Raw genomic sequence first — 13997 nt, forward strand, 5'->3', positions numbered from 1 at the left:
ATGAGGATTTCAATCGAACAGTTGGGTCAAGGCGGGCTGACGCGCGAGATACCTAAATTGGATGCCTTGATTACGTTACTTCATCAGAAGATTCGGAGCTTGAAGCTTACACTTCCTTGTGACGCGTCGCTGACGGTTGTCTGTTGTGACACATTGTCGAGTGAATCGCTTCAGGCCATTGTGTTTCAGCATAACAGCACACCGGTGTATGTGGCACCAATCAATGAAGAAGTCACCCCGGAACGGGCGCTGACCGAGTTGGAGCGTGCATTACGCTTCTTTGCACCGAACGTTTTCACGCCAGACGTGCGACATACGTTGCGCGATCACGTCGAGCGTCACGACTATACGTTCGAAGCAAACTTGATGCGAGCGAAAAATAAGAACGAGACGATTCGGGCGAACTTGATTGTCACGATAAGAGAGGATAAAGCTAGGGTATCGCTTGATTTATATGACATTCATGGTAAACGTCGCTGGATGAAACGGGAAGCCGTCATCGAGGTCGATGCATCGTCGTTCGATCGTTCCTTTCCGAGAGGGTATCGAATCTCTCGTCAGGTGTACAAGTTGCACTGGGATTCACTCTATACGTTGGATGTGATCGGGTGGCTCGGAGACCGGTACAGATTTCGTGTCTACCCGAAACAAGACGGGAAGTGGTGCGTGACCGGTCAAACGCTAGAGCGGAAACGTTTAGAACGATCAGGCTTGGACAGATTGGAAGGTGAGCGAACTTGAAGAATGTACATGGTGGTTGGTTGTTTGCCCTTGGTCTAATCAGTTTATGTGTCTGGGCTGCGCTCGGGTACGGTGCATATCGTTTCGTAACAGCAGGCGACACGATCGATGGTGTGCCAAAGGGCGAGCTCGTCTATGAATCAGTCTCACCTGACGGGACACAGACGATGTTCTTCTATCGAACGAGCGGTGGGGCGACGACCGACTTTGCGATGTTAGGAGAAATCGAACACCGTGGGTCGACAGAACATGAGCGTATCTTCTGGGAATATCCATGCGAAGAAGTGACAGTCGTTTGGGAAGAAGGGCTCGTCACGATCAACGACGTGACGCTTGATCCGGTGCGCGAGGTGTATGACGCACGATACGGCACATATGAACGTGTGAGAGACGACTGAGGAGGTCAAAACATGGGATGGTTCGAGCATTTAGATGGTGTGGCTTTTCGACGTGCGATCCGGTGCCGAGACGTACGGACCGTGCTTGCAATGGCTGCTACATATGATGACGACACGGTGCGCGATTTGTTTTTAACAGTTGGATATGACGAAGGTGACCTCTCGCTTTATGATTTTATCGTCGAAATCATTCAAATAGAAGAGACGGCACAATGGCATGAAATCGCCTCGCTTTTATTAAGCCAGCCGTTTTGTCACCATGCAGGCGCCTATGAGCGGAGTTTTTCACACGCGATAAGGGCCACTGAACTTGATCCTGACGATGTTCGGTTGAAAGAGTATGTATTATTCTTTCATGTCATTCTGGACAAACTGCTTAGTGAAGAGGAGGCGGAGCGATTGGCACTCCAAATCTTAAGCGTTTCCCCTTCTAGCCACGTCGCACGCCAACATGTCTATAGTGAAGCGGGATGGACGCAACTTAGACGACTCGATTCAAAAACGACGTTCTAACAAGAAGACGAAAGGAGTATAACGATGAACGAGACAATGTATGAAGCTGTTGATGCCGATTGGTGGGGTGAGGAGCTCATCACGTTACATCATGCAGATGGCGTTGCCATCGTGACGTGGCGAGCGAATACGATCAAACTCAAACTCGACCTGACCGACCCGTTCATCCGGGTGATCGACGAGGCGACATTTGTCATTGTCGACTTTACTCGCGATGATACAAAACCGAATGCTTGGACTGTTCGAACGGATGGCAGCATCGAGACTTCATTTCATGCCGGTCAATGTATCGCGTCCGTTGCCGTTGATACGTCAAGGATTTGGGTCGGATACGGCGATGAAGGGATTTTTGGTGAAGGCATCGCGACGGAGGCGCTCGTTTGTTTTTCAAAGGGCGGTGACGTCCTGTTTCGCTATAATCCCGAAACGCGTAAAGCACCGATTATCGTTGACTGTGAGCACCTCGTTACGACCGCTTCAGGCGTCTGGACTTTCCCGTCACTCGACGGTGAGTTGACACATATCGATCGTAACGGACAAATTATCGTCTATCGTACACCGAAAATGCTCCATGAAAGCGAGGCGATGACGATTGTCGAAGAAGCGGCTTATTTTGTGACGGGCGGCGAATTGTATCGTTGGGCGTTCGGTCGGCGTGAGAAGCCGACCCGATGCGGGAGAGTGACCGGTGACCTGCGCGGGTGTGCTGGCGGGTTTATTCAAATTGACGGAACGGATGTCACGTTGCTTCGTGTGTGAGTCGTTCAGACAGCAAAGACGAAAAACACATTCCCTCTTTTCACCAAAAAAAGTATACTTTATGTGATTGAATGACGAAATGAGGGATTGCAATGCGAATCGAAACCAATTTGCCAGGATTTACGTTAGAAACAATCGAAGCGGTCGAACAAGCGCTCGGGAGCCGTTTGCCGAACGGACTCCGGGAGGCGTGGCTTCACGACAATAAGTTTGAGGTCGGGGAGTGGTTCTTTTACCCAATCAAAGACGAACGCTTCTTCAATAAAACGTGGGACGACATCATCCGTGCGAACAGAGACGAGCGCGGGTTACCGGAAGACTTTATCACGGTCGCTGCGAACGGGAGCGGGGACGAGCTCGGTTTTTTGACTTCAGACGTCGAGACGATCTATATCTGGTGGCATGAGACGGAGGAACTCGAGCGAGTTGCCGACTCAATCGATGCGTTCGTCGAAGTGGTCCGATTGGAGTCGGACGTGATCGAGCGATTCTGTGCGCGTGTCCTTGAAAGCGAGACGGTGTTCGGCTTATCGGCCGAAGCGGACAATGGCTGGGCATATGCGCCTTCAATCATTGAGGCGACAGACGTGTTGCTGTTCTTCTCGACTCGTGAACGCGCACTTGCTTGTAGGGCTGAGGAATGGGAAGACTATCAGCTTATCGAGTTGCCACTTGATTTGTTCGTCGCGGGCTGGTTGCCGAATATGGCGGATGACGGGTTGCTATGTGGATTGGATTGGTCGAGTGACTTGAAAGGGATGGAGTACGATCCCGAAACCGTCCTAGAAGCCATCGAAGAAGAAGACTAATTTTATTTCAAATACCGAATTTGTAATTTTTAAAGGAGAAGTTGTAAGAATGATGAACTGTTTTAAACAGAAGCGCAAGCATAGCGCCCAGTGTGCCTGCTCGGTCTGCCAGACGCCGATCGACACACCGCTCGGATATGGCTCACTCATGCCGACTTATATCGAGGAATTCTCTAAGAAAGAGATGAAGCGGCGCGTCGTTTTGACCGATGACGTCTGCGTCCTAGACGAGGAACATTTTTTTGTGAATGGTTGTCTCGAACTTCCGATTATCGGAGAGGACGACGTCTTCACTTGGAACGTCTGGGTGTCACTCAGCGCGGATAATTTCTTTCGGATGCTTGACGCGTGGGAAGATACGGCTCGTGTCGAACTTGAACCGATGTTCGGTTGGTTCTCGACAGACTTGCCCGATTATCCGGACACGATCAACTTGAAGACGAACGTCCATATTCGAGAGGTCGGCATGCGTCCTTACATCGAACTTGAGCCGACCGACCATCCGCTCGCCATCGAGCAGCGAGTAGGCATCACACGTGAAGGGATTGAAGAACTAGCCCGTATTGTGGAAAGCGACGTGTGAGAGGAGATTCGAATTTGAATGATTACACGAGAGGGTATATTTTTGAGCTTTACTCAGGGAACGAGGTTTTTTCGGCAGAGCAACAAGCGATGATGGATTGCATTAATGCACACATTGAGGCAAAACAGTTCAAGCAGCTCGAGTATTACCTTCAACAGACACAGGGTATCGAACAGATGTTAATTGACCAGGTGATGATGGACCCGACCGATAAAAGCCGATGGGACTGGCTCATCGGGTATGAATTGATAGATACCATCGAAGATTTTGAACGGGTGAATCGCTTCGCGCTAACCGCCTATACATATCATCCGGATGATCCGTTCTATTATGCGCTCGCTTTATATTGGATGGGTTGGAACGATTTTGTCATCACAGACGAGGATGTCGTCTTGGCAGAAACGCTCATCGAACGTGGGCCAGAAGAAGTAAGTGGCTTGCTGTGCATTGCGTTGGCGAGGAGAGACGTTAATCATTTCGATTATACATATGTTCAACGGGCGATTGAACGATGCCCGTGGGCGGTCGAACCATATATGAAGCTCGGAGAACATCGCATGCGTACTAATCCGAAAGAAGGAAAGATGCTCATCAAGCAAGGACTTGACCGTGTGAAGTATAAATGGGGATTTGATCAAAAGGGGCGCTGGTTCAATACGGGCTCACAATATTTCAATCCCAGCACGTGGCGACAAGACACGATCACTGAGCTGCTCGGTCTAAGCATGTCCCGTGACGAGTATAAAAAATATGAACGGATGATCAATAAAAAATAGTCACTTTTAAGAATGGAGCATTGGAATGACCACAATCTCTTTAGCTACACCATCAGATGTGAATGCAATCGAACAACTTTATCTCGCCTGTAAAGACGATTTGCTCCACAGACAGATTTTCCAATGGGACGACCCTTACCCGAACCGCGCCTATTTCGAGGATTGTATCAAAGAAGGCTCCGTCTATATCATGAAAGACGGTGAACAGTTGCTCGGAATCGTCGTGCTTGATGAATGGCAATCTGCGGAATGGAACGAAATTGAATGGCAAGGCGAGAAACCGCTCGTCATTCACTCGCTCATGGTCCATCCGTCGCAACAAGGTAAGGGAATCGGGAACCTCGTTCTCCACGCTTCGGAGCGTTTGGCAAAGGAGCAAGGGTATCACAGCATCCGGCTCGACAGTTTTTCGGGTAATGAAACTGCATGTAACTTTTATCAACGCCATGGTTATGTCGAACGTGGTAGTGTTCATTTTGATTCAAAACCTAAAGGGCATGAACGATATATTTGTTTCGAGAAAGCGTTTGAAAACTAGCATGAAAAGAATAGACCTCGAGTTGAGGTCTATTGTTAATCTTATTGAGTTAAAATGATGATTTTTTCTGTCAACGCTGCTGAAACTGTATAAATGGAATGTTTGTCGTCTGCGCTCATAATCGCACTTCGTTCACCTGCTTCACCTAACCAGAAATAAAAACGTTGTTTGTCTTCGTTCGCATAAACAACATCTACATAGTGTGTAGGATTAGACATGTTCACAATCCCATCTTCTTTCGTGGCACTTTCAATGACTGCACGTAACGTTTCAATCGACGCATCATCATTTAAACTGATTACCTCACCGTCTTTTGAAATGCTAATCTTTGCGATCGAGTCTTTGATCTTCATCTTCTCCGCGCCATCTTCTGAAGATGGACTCGCTTCAGTTTGTTGAGCGACTTTACTCGGATCATTTTCCTTTTGAGTGTCTTCCTGTGATTGACAACCTATAAGAATGGACGGTGAACTACTCACCACTTGCTTGCTTCGCAACCTGAAGTGGGAGCTTCTTGGGAAGACCGTGCTTTTGGTAGCCACGGTTATGGGCCAAGCTCGTCGGGCAGTCCCTGCCCTGGGGTGTTTCGGTCGGCGAGGCGCAACAGGTTGCGGCTCGCGTTGACGTCGCGGTCGTGGTGCGCGCCGCACGCGGCACACGTCCACTCGCGGATGTGCAGGCCCTTCTTGCCGCCGTTCTCGCCGCAGGCCGAACAGACCTGGGTCGAGGCGAACCACGGGTCGGCCTTGACGAGCGTCCGCCCGTAGAATTTACATTTATACTCGAGTTGCCGGACGAACTCGCCCCACCCGGCGTCCCCGATCGATTTCGCCAGGCGGCGGTCCCGCATCATCTCCCTCGGTCTCAGCGTCTCGACCACGACGACTTGGTTCTCGTCGACGATGCGTCGCGACAGCTTGTGGAGGAAGTCATGCCGGCGGTCCCGTACTTCTTCATGCTTTTTGGCCAGAAGGAGCCGCGCCTTCTCGCGGTTCCGGCTACCGGGCTTCTTGCGGGCGAGCGTGCGCTGCGCCCGCTTGAGCCGCGCCTCGGCCTCCCGCAGGTTGCGCGGGTTCGGGATCTTCTCCGTGACGAGGTCGTCGTCCGTCATGGTGGCGAAGTGCGCGAGGCCGAGGTCGACCCCGATCTTATGTTCTGCCGGGACCCACGGCGCGTCGGCCTGCTCGACGAGGAGCGACACGAAGAATTTGCCCGTCCGTGTCATCGACACGGTCGCCGAGCGGATCTCGCCGTCGAGGCCGCGGTGCTGTGTGCAACGGATGAACCCGACCTTCGGGAGCCGGACCCGGTCCCCTTCGATGCGGATCGTGCCGTGCTGGTTGTTCGTCGTGTAGGACGCGCGCGACCGCCGTCTCGACTTGAACACTGGGAAGCCGGCCGTCCCGGCGGAGAACTTCGCGAACGCCGCGTCGAGGTGCAGCTTCGCGTTCGCGAGCGCGAGGCTGTCCGCCTCGCACAGGAACGGGAACAGCGGCTTGTAGGAGGCCGGCGTCGGCGGCTTGCGCCTCGGGCCGCCGCCCGCCTTCGCCTCCTCGTGGATGGCGATGCGGTCCTCGAGCAGCTTGTTGTAGACGAAGCGGGCGCAGCCGATCGTCTTGACCAGGAACTCGGCCTGCGCCGCCGTCGGGTGGAGCCGATATTTGTAGCCCTTCAGCATGTTTCTCCCTCCTCTCGGCCGATGATCGTGATGAGCGCCTTCCTCATCCGATACCCGCGGAGGGGGAGAGGAAATCTGACGGAATAACGAACTTATGTTAGTCATATCTGTCACAGGGATATCCAAAGGATTTGCTAGCAGGCGATTCATCTCCCACCTATGCTGGGCTTCGCCCGAGACGCTTGGAGGTGGGGGAATTCTCGCCAAATTTAGTAAAAAAAGAAACGAGGAGACGACTTATGATTCGATTCGGCATCATCGGCACGAACTTCATCACCGACACCTTCGTAGACACAGTCCAACAAATCAATGGTGGAGAAGTGACGGCCGTCTATTCAAGAACGGCTGAGCGGGCGGACACATACGCCGCTCAACATAACATCTTACATACGTTCACATCGCTTGAAGCGATGGCCACGAGTGACGTCATCGACGCGGTCTATATCGCGAGCCCGAACTCGCTACACGCCGAGCAGAGCATCCTGTTCATGCGTCACAACAAGCACGTTCTCTGCGAGAAACCGTTCGCCTCGAACGTCCGCGAGGTCGACGCGATGCTCGAGACGGCACGTGCGCATGACGTCGTCTTGCTCGAGGCGCTTCGCAACTTGTTCATGCCGAACTTCGACGTGTTGCGTCAAGAACTTCATCGCATCGGTCCGGTCCGGCGCGTCGTCTTGAACAAATCGCAGTACTCGTCACGCTATGACCTGTATAAACGTGGGGATAACCCGAACACGTTCAACCCGGACTTCTCGAACGGGTCACTCATGGATCTCGGCGTCTACTGTCTCGGACCCGCGCTCAAACTGTTCGGTCGACCAAATACGGTATTGGCGAACGCCATCAAACTCGAGTCGGGTGTCGACGGCAGCGGCTCGGCCATCCTATCGTATGACGGGATGGACATCGTCGTGCTCCATTCGAAGATTCACGGCTCGAACTCACCGTCTGAAGTTATTGGGGAGACGGGGCGTATTTTGATTGACGACATCGCCACGTTCGACCGGTTGACGTTCGAAGGGCGTGACGGGACGACCGAGGAGCTCGTCAGCGAACAAATAAACCCGATGGCGTTCGAGATTCAGGAGTTCATTCATTTAATCGAGGCGGGGGAGCGGGAGACATCGCGTCATACGCATGACGACATGCGCATGCTTGCCGATGTCATGACCGATATGCGCCGCCAAATCGACGTCCGTTACCCGGCAGATGAATAAAAACAAGCCTCGAGTGCTGATATGCGCTCGAGGCTTGTTTCATTCTTTGTTCGTGATATATAGGTGTCGGATGAACAGACCGAGCGCGATCGTCATGATCACGGCCGGAATCAAGCCGACAAGGAGTATAGATCCCATGCGTTCATTCCTTTCCGAGCGCTCCGAGGCGCTGTCTCATGTCCGTGAACGACTGTCCGTCTGAGAGGACGCTCAGCTCGCCGGAGACGAGTTCACGCACTTCATCGTTCCACGCGGCACTTAGGCTTTCCTCGAGTCCGATGAGCTCACGAGACGTCCGTTCGATTTCTCGGGCACCGATTGCTTCGAGCTGTTCACGGACAGCAAGGCGCAAGCGTGCGCTCAAGTCGTCCCGGAGCATCGTCCGGCCGTCTCCTTCGAAGAACTGGCTCGTGTTCTTGAACTGTTTTAACACCGGACGGAAAGCGGTTTGGTCAAACGACACCGTCTCGACCGTGTCACGCAGCCAGTCGATCGTCACGTCCTCGTCGAACGCGAACGTCGGCAACAGCGGACGTAACTTCTCAGTCTCTTGCGCGATGAGTCGGGCCGTCTCGTTCTTCAAAAACTTCTCAAGCCGATATTTGAACACTTGGAGTTCTTGATGGACGTCATAAGCGTACTTGTCGAGCGTGCGGACGAGGGCGCGTTCTAGACTCGCCTTCGAACCGTCCACTTCGACCGGATGGAACGTCTCTTTGACGAAGTCCGACAAGCGCAGGAGCGACCGCGTCTCGAGGTGGGCAAGCAGCTCCTTCGCTTCCCGGGCGAACGGTGCGTCAAGTGACGTGACCGGGAGAACTTGCCCACTTTGTAACCGTTCGAGTCGTTCGCGACGTTTCGCTTTGACACTCGCGTCGGCGTCTGCTTCCCGAACGACCTCTTCGAACGAGGCGAGGAGTGCGGCCGTCTCTTCCTTGATGCGAAGCGCGTTCGCTTGGCGCAGGTCGTGGTCGACGAACTGGCCGAGCCGTTCAGCGAAGCGGTCGAATCCTTCGTCGCGCCCGTTCATGGCGTTTCGGCTCGAGATCGGTAACACGGAAGGGTGTCTCACGCCAAGCTTCGTCAATTGCTGGGCCACATAGTCGGTCACGGCATCCCGTTCTGTCTCGTCCGCTGCCAAGTCAGAGGCGTTGACGAGGAAGAACATCTGGTGGTCGCCCGTCCCTTGGACACGTCCGAGCTGGATGACGAGTTCACGGTCGGCCTCGGTAAAGGCGTGATTGTAATACGTCACGAACAACACCGCATCAGCGTCGCGCATATAGCCGAACTGGACCTCGCTATGTCGGTTGAACTGCGAGTCGGCGCCCGGTGTATCGACGAAGATGATGCCGCGCTCGGCCCAAGGGGAGTCGACGTACAGCTCGATTTCTTTGACGATGCAACTCTTCGCTTCTTCCGTGACGAACGAGGCGAACGTGTCATAATCGACCGTCTCCGACGTTCCGAGATGTTGGAGTGGGGCGTGTTTCACCGCGTTCACGAACGGATGGTCGAGTGCGAGCGTCTCGAGCGTCGTCCCGTAACTGTTTAGTTCTGTCTCGAGCTCGTCGCGCGATTTGAACGTGATCGTGGCGCTCTTGTGCGCCCGTCCGTTCGGCGGGACGATTTTCGTGATTGAGGCGGTGAGCGGGTTCGGCGACGTCGGCAACACCGTCTCGCCGAGTAGGGCGTTCAACGTCGACGATTTGCCGGATGAGAACGCACCGAAGATGGCGAGCGTGTATGTTTCCGATTCGGCGCGTTCGAGTTTGCGGCGGAGCGACTTCACCCGGGACGTGAACAGTGGATGGCTCTCTAATATTTCACATACCGCATATTCATAAGAAAAATCAGACAAAAAAGTCGTAAAAGTATCATCCAAAATCGCCGTCGGTGCAACTTCTTGTTGCTGCTGGGCGCTTTGTTGCTTCGGTAAATGTTCGACATCGACGTAGTGACGGACTTCGAGTTCCTCAATTCGTTCCGTCAATAGTGTTCGTTCGGTAAAAGCACGAAGTGAAGCTTGTCGCTCAAGGAGGCGACGTCTCATACCGAGCGTGTCCAACATATCGTAAAGCGAATCTTGTTCGGTCGTGATTCGTTCAAGCCGATCCGCACCGTCTGTCTCGAGATACGTTTCGACCGACGTGACCCACGGGTCGGACGCTTTCGTCACCCAGGCGGCGAGGGCGGACTCGATGTCCCGGCTGAACTGAAGGACCGTGTCCCCGCTAAGCGAGGCGCCGCTTTTCACTTGGTCGGTGATGAGCGTGGCCGGCGCTTCTGGTAACGTGTCCGGTCGGGCGAGTGCCGTTTCAGGTAACTTCAAGTCGCGAATGATGTCTTCTGCGTATTTGATTAAGTGCGGGCGCAAGTTCGTGTCGAGCAGGCGGTTGAACTCTTTGACGGCGATCTCTTCACGGCGCGACCGTTCTTGCCGCGTCTTGTCTTTTGAGAAGAAGAGGCCGACCTTGAACGTCGGGACACAGCTTTCCAAATAGTCCCGCAACAGTTCACGGAACTCGTAGTTCATGATTGGGGCGCTGGCGACGATTGGGGCCTGGTGGCGGAAGAACTCGCGGCGGAACGCACTGAGCCAGACGTGTTTTTTCTCGAGTCGCTGCAGGCGGGCCTGAATCTCGGTCGGATGTTTCTCCACATCGGGCAACTGCTCGAGTGAACGGACGTACATCTGTTCCGAACGCGCGAGGAGCGTGTCCGTCAACTGCTCGGCACTTTCGAGACGATTGTCCCTTGCTGTAGTGATGACTCGTTCGACGTATGACCGTAGCCGCGGCACTTCGTTTTCCGTATGGTCGAGATCACGGAGCGAGATATAGAATACGTCATCCGGCTCGATGTCGTGGTGTGCGAACGCTGCCGCGAGCGTCTGTTTGAATGACGAGAACGACAACTCGCTCTCATCATGCTTGTCGATTTGGTTGATGATGATTGAATACGGACGTCCCTCGGCGCTAAACTGTTTCATGAGTTGAATATTTTGTGCTGATTGGACGTGGTTGTAGTCCATCATGAAAAACAAGTGATCCGCGAGGAACAATGAGCGTTCCGTCGCCTGACGGTGGCGCTCATCGGTCGAATCGATGCCTGGCGTATCCATCAAGACGACGTCGTCCCCGAACGGGAAGCGGGGCAGGGCGTATTCGACTTCTTTGATTTCCTCAATCTTGCAATAGTCGCTCAACCGAGAGAGTCCCTCTGCCTCGAGTTGAATCCAATCCGTGTCATTGATGGCAACCGAGGCCCCCGTCGCACCGCTTCGAAGCGTGACGATGTTGGCGCTCGTCGGAATCGGGCTCGTCGGCAAGACGCCGTCTCCTAGCCAGTTGTTAAGCAGTGTCGATTTTCCGGCGGAGAAGTGACCGCAGACGGCGATCCATATCTCATCACGTGTCACTTTACGAAGTGCCGTCCAGGCAAGACGGGCCATATCGGTCTCATCTTGCGTTTCAAACAGGTCGGTCAATTGCGCGAGGCGCATACGTTGTTCGTTCAAAGTCCCCATCCCCTCATGATTCCGTCGTAATGCCGACGCGGTGTCCTACATATTTGTTTTCTTGCCAGACGTCAAGGACGAGGTCGGCGACGTCATCGCGTGAGATCGGTCCGGAATGGAGCGTCCCGAGCTCGTCTTGAGTGATGACGAGTTTGCCGACTGACGGCTCGTCAATCAACTGTGTCGGGCAGACGACCGTGTAGTCGAGACCTGAAGCATCGAGCAACTCATACGCATGAGCATGGTCCTCGGCCGCAGTGGTCATCGAGCGCTTCGACTCCCGTGTCTGGAAGCGATAGGCGTCGGTGCCTTGGGCCTGCAGGATGCCGGCCGTCCCGACCGTGACGATGCGTGTGACGCCAAGTTGTCGCATCGCGTCAATCACGAGCGGAGTGAAACGGGACAAGACGTTTTGTTTATCGGTCCCTAGCGCTGAGAAGACGACGTCTGCTGTGCTGATCGTCTCGACGACTGCCTCTTGATCGGTCGCATCCCCTAATATGACCGTGACGCCTTCACGTGATTCGATCGGTTGACGAGACAAGAGTCTCACCTCATGACCGGCTTCTACTAATTTCTCGAGCAACCGCATCCCCGTGCGGCCGCTCCCTCCGAATAAAGCAATGGTTGACAAGTAAACCCCTCCCCATCAAGATGAAAGAAAATATCCAACGCCATCATACCACGGAAGCGCTCTCGAAACAGCGTTTCAAGGCTTCATGCGTTTCGATGTTTCACTCGCTGACAAGTGGGATACAAAAAAAGAAGACGTGTAAAAGGGAGGAAGACAGTTCGCTGTCGACACCGCATGAGATTTGGAGCTAGAACGATTAAAACCGGGATTTCTGTCGCCCTGGTGTTACTGATTGCTGAAGCGTTTCAATTTGAACAAATCGTCGTCCCGGCACTCGCCGCATCACTCGCTTTACTGCCGTCGGTATATCAGACCGGTGTCCGGCTTTTAGAAGAGATGAAAGGGAACTTGATTGGGGCGTTGCTCGCCGTCTTCTCCTTACTGTTGACACCGAACCCAACGCCAATCGCGATCGGCGTCGTCATCATCATCGCCATCTCGATTCTTCTGTTCTTGAACCTTGAATCGACGACACGGACCGTCATCTTGACGACGATCTTGATTATGGAAGGGGCGAGCCAATCGGAAATGCCGATTTGGATGTTCGCCGGGGAACGTTACTTGCTCATCATGATGGGGATCACGGTCGCGCTTCTCGTCAACGCGCTCTTGTTCCCGCCACGCTATGAGCGGAAGCTCGAGGACGAGATCACGACGGTATTCCAAATGGCCGTCCGCATCGCGCGCCTATTCTCAGAGACGGACGGAGGACGTTCTTCGTTTGAGTCGCTCGAAGAGACGAAAAAGAAACATCGTAGCTCAAAGACGACATATGATTATTTTGAAGAAGAGATCAAAGCGAACCGCTGGCTCGAGAAGAAGACTCCGATCTATCGTCGGGCCGTCCTCAAGTCGAAGATGATCGACACGAACAGTGCCGCCATCCACGTTCTTGACAAGCTTCACGACGACTATTTAACGATCGAACATCTGCCGCCACAACTTGAAGAAGAATTGCTACGTCACATTCGGCACTTGTTGCGCCGTCATGAACGGCTGTTCTCGGCGTATGAACTCGAGAACGAGCATATCATCGACCGGGAAGAAGATCTCATCCATGAGAACTTCGATTTCGCCAAACTGATGATTGAGAAGATGCGGGATGAAGAGGAAGACCTCATCTTGACCGTCGTCCCGCTCGTCGCAACGATGACGGACTGGGTCAAGGCAATGAACGAGCTCGAACGCTACCTCATCACAGAGATGAAAAAGCATGGGGACAACTTGAAAGTGGAACCACGCAAGAAATGGTTCTTTGAAGATTAACGGATTGCCAAGGCGCAGAAGCGGCTTGGCTTTTTTTATGGAATAAAAAGGAATATATAAAGTTGCTGCTGAATGTAAAAGGTATCAGAAACACAAAGAGGAGGGAATATTTTTGAACAAGAAAGTAAGTATTGGTGTTGTTACGCTTTTATTAGGAACATGGATGATTATCTCACTCACCCTTCCGCCAAAGCTCGTTGCGAGTTCAAATGACGGAAAGTTTGATGCAGTTTATACGGTTTCACATTCTTTAAAAGAGACGTGGGCGGGTCAGGTGGAGTGGGATGAGTCAGAAGGCGTCATCGTCAATCTATCATTCTATGAAAACGATACCCAACTTACCGGGGAGATTGTAGGTGATCCGATTGAGATGCTTCAAAGTAACTCGTATGAGTTCGCATTTTTAGGTGCCGAACCGAATCCAGACAGTATTTACACGCTACGAATTTCTGTGGAAGAGAAAGGAGAGCGTCATGAAGAAATTTTAACGTTTAAACCCAGAAAACGTCTCTTTGTCTTACCCACAATTGACTGAACTCATATATGATTTTGGAGGTTTTTT

At 52.9% G+C, this 13997-nt stretch carries 15 protein-coding genes; 11 read left to right on the plus strand and 4 right to left on the minus strand.

All coding sequences use genetic code 11. The annotated features are described in order from the left end of the window. From JJU47_RS05350 to JJU47_RS05385, 8 genes are all read left to right on the plus strand, one after another. The gene (locus JJU47_RS05350; RefSeq protein WP_228616845.1) at positions 1-741 is read left to right on the plus strand and encodes a hypothetical protein; all 741 of its coding nucleotides are present in this window, start codon (positions 1-3) and stop codon (positions 739-741) included. After that, positions 738-1139: a DUF5412 family protein gene (locus JJU47_RS05355; protein WP_228616847.1), complete on the plus strand. Its 402-nt coding sequence runs from the start codon at positions 738-740 to the stop codon at positions 1137-1139. The genes JJU47_RS05350 and JJU47_RS05355 overlap by 4 nt, the downstream gene beginning before the upstream one ends. A 12-nt stretch (positions 1140-1151) precedes the next feature. Then, positions 1152-1652: a hypothetical protein gene (locus JJU47_RS05360; RefSeq protein ID WP_228616849.1), complete on the plus strand. Its 501-nt coding sequence runs from the start codon at positions 1152-1154 to the stop codon at positions 1650-1652. A 24-nt stretch (positions 1653-1676) separates the two neighbouring features. Next, positions 1677-2411, plus strand: a complete 735-nt coding sequence (locus JJU47_RS05365; protein WP_047375706.1) for a hypothetical protein — start codon at positions 1677-1679, stop codon at positions 2409-2411. 92 nt (positions 2412-2503) lie between these two features. After that, positions 2504-3220, plus strand: coding sequence for a DUF2750 domain-containing protein (locus JJU47_RS05370; protein ID WP_024370368.1), 717 nt, complete (start codon positions 2504-2506; stop codon positions 3218-3220). Between the two features lie 49 nt (positions 3221-3269). After that, positions 3270-3803, plus strand: a complete 534-nt coding sequence (locus tag JJU47_RS05375) for a DUF2199 domain-containing protein (RefSeq protein ID WP_228616851.1) — start codon at positions 3270-3272, stop codon at positions 3801-3803. A 14-nt stretch (positions 3804-3817) separates the two neighbouring features. Further along, positions 3818-4579, plus strand: coding sequence for a hypothetical protein (locus tag JJU47_RS05380; protein ID WP_228616853.1), 762 nt, complete (start codon positions 3818-3820; stop codon positions 4577-4579). Positions 4580-4604: 25 nt separating this feature from the next. After that, complete coding sequence (locus JJU47_RS05385; RefSeq protein ID WP_228616855.1) at positions 4605-5117, plus strand: GNAT family N-acetyltransferase; 513 nt, start codon at positions 4605-4607, stop codon at positions 5115-5117. A 41-nt stretch (positions 5118-5158) separates the two neighbouring features. Here the strand turns inward: JJU47_RS05385 and JJU47_RS05390 are convergent, their stop codons facing one another. Together JJU47_RS05390 and JJU47_RS05395 are read right to left on the minus strand one after the other, a co-directional pair. Further along, positions 5159-5596: a YhfM domain-containing protein gene (locus JJU47_RS05390; RefSeq protein ID WP_228616857.1), complete on the minus strand. Its 438-nt coding sequence runs from the start codon at positions 5594-5596 to the stop codon at positions 5159-5161. A 65-nt stretch (positions 5597-5661) separates the two neighbouring features. Then, on the minus strand, positions 5662-6795 hold the full coding sequence (locus JJU47_RS05395; RefSeq protein WP_228616859.1) for a transposase: 1134 nt from the start codon (positions 6793-6795) through the stop codon (positions 5662-5664). A 239-nt stretch (positions 6796-7034) separates the two neighbouring features. On the opposite strand from JJU47_RS05395, the gene JJU47_RS05400 reads away from it, so the two are divergent. Then, entirely contained in the window at positions 7035-8015 is a 981-nt protein-coding gene (locus JJU47_RS05400) for a Gfo/Idh/MocA family protein (protein ID WP_228616861.1), read from the plus strand. Between the two features lie 142 nt (positions 8016-8157). Here the strand turns inward: JJU47_RS05400 and JJU47_RS05405 are convergent, their stop codons facing one another. Both JJU47_RS05405 and JJU47_RS05410 read right to left on the minus strand, forming a co-directional pair. Beyond that, positions 8158-11544 (minus strand): dynamin family protein, encoded by a 3387-nt coding sequence (locus JJU47_RS05405; RefSeq protein WP_228616863.1) that lies wholly within the window; start codon positions 11542-11544, stop codon positions 8158-8160. Positions 11545-11548: 4 nt separating this feature from the next. Next, on the minus strand, positions 11549-12169 hold the full coding sequence (locus tag JJU47_RS05410; protein WP_228616866.1) for an NAD(P)-dependent oxidoreductase: 621 nt from the start codon (positions 12167-12169) through the stop codon (positions 11549-11551). 222 nt (positions 12170-12391) lie between these two features. Here JJU47_RS05410 and JJU47_RS05415 point away from each other — a divergent pair, with 222 nt between their 5' ends. Further along, positions 12392-13435, plus strand: coding sequence for an FUSC family protein (locus JJU47_RS05415; protein ID WP_366511940.1), 1044 nt, complete (start codon positions 12392-12394; stop codon positions 13433-13435). Between the two features lie 112 nt (positions 13436-13547). Further along, the gene (locus JJU47_RS05420) at positions 13548-13970 is read left to right on the plus strand and encodes a hypothetical protein (protein ID WP_228616870.1); all 423 of its coding nucleotides are present in this window, start codon (positions 13548-13550) and stop codon (positions 13968-13970) included. Positions 13971-13997 lie beyond the last annotated feature (27 nt).

Origin of the sequence: Exiguobacterium sp., from assembly GCF_020832205.1 — a bacterium.
In the GTDB taxonomy this organism is placed as follows: Bacteria; Bacillota; Bacilli; order Exiguobacteriales; family Exiguobacteriaceae; genus Exiguobacterium.

Coding starts and splice junctions, on each gene's coding strand:
- JJU47_RS05350 (WP_228616845.1), top strand. CDS start 1: ATGAGGATTTCAATCGAACAGTTGGGTCAAGGCGGGCTGACGCGCGAG.
- JJU47_RS05360 (WP_228616849.1), top strand. CDS start 1,152: ATGGGATGGTTCGAGCATTTAGATGGTGTGGCTTTTCGACGTGCGATC.
- JJU47_RS05365 (WP_047375706.1), top strand. CDS start 1,677: ATGAACGAGACAATGTATGAAGCTGTTGATGCCGATTGGTGGGGTGAG.
- JJU47_RS05370 (WP_024370368.1), top strand. CDS start 2,504: ATGCGAATCGAAACCAATTTGCCAGGATTTACGTTAGAAACAATCGAA.
- JJU47_RS05375 (WP_228616851.1), top strand. CDS start 3,270: ATGATGAACTGTTTTAAACAGAAGCGCAAGCATAGCGCCCAGTGTGCC.
- JJU47_RS05385 (WP_228616855.1), top strand. CDS start 4,605: ATGACCACAATCTCTTTAGCTACACCATCAGATGTGAATGCAATCGAA.
- JJU47_RS05395 (WP_228616859.1), bottom strand. CDS start 6,795: ATGCTGAAGGGCTACAAATATCGGCTCCACCCGACGGCGGCGCAGGCC.
- JJU47_RS05400 (WP_228616861.1), top strand. CDS start 7,035: ATGATTCGATTCGGCATCATCGGCACGAACTTCATCACCGACACCTTC.
- JJU47_RS05405 (WP_228616863.1), bottom strand. CDS start 11,544: ATGGGGACTTTGAACGAACAACGTATGCGCCTCGCGCAATTGACCGAC.